Source organism: Bradyrhizobium uaiense (assembly GCF_010811875.1).
Lineage (GTDB): Bacteria > Pseudomonadota > Alphaproteobacteria > Rhizobiales > Xanthobacteraceae > Bradyrhizobium > Bradyrhizobium uaiense.
In genome coordinates this window covers 1-245 of sequence record NZ_VKHP01000933.1, presented here as the reverse complement: position 1 = coordinate 245, position 245 = coordinate 1, and the positions used below count along the sequence as shown (strand labels likewise).

1 pseudogene is annotated in these 245 nt (G+C 64.5%); it reads left to right on the top strand.

Features of this window, described 5'->3' with window-relative positions:
- Positions 1-49 precede the first annotated feature (49 nt).
- A pseudogene (locus FNJ47_RS48160) lies at positions 50-193 on the top strand (DUF3175 domain-containing protein); the annotation flags it as partial.
- Positions 194-245 lie beyond the last annotated feature (52 nt).

Below are 245 nucleotides of genomic sequence, written 5' to 3'. Positions count from 1 at the left end.
TCCAAAAAAGACGCCGCCGTCCTAAAAAAACCCCCCCACGAGGGGCACGCGCCGCAGGAGGGGCGCTTCCGTTCCGGCATTGTCGATGCGGCCCTTTTATACAACCCGCGCGGGAAAGCCGCTACCGAAGACCGGGCGGTCGCGGCTGGAACGCGCCAAGCTCGAGTTGAAGCACCAGTTCGGGCGGGATTAGCCCCGCCGTTTCCGCGACCAACGATGTCGTCCTGGCGAAAGCCAGGACCCAT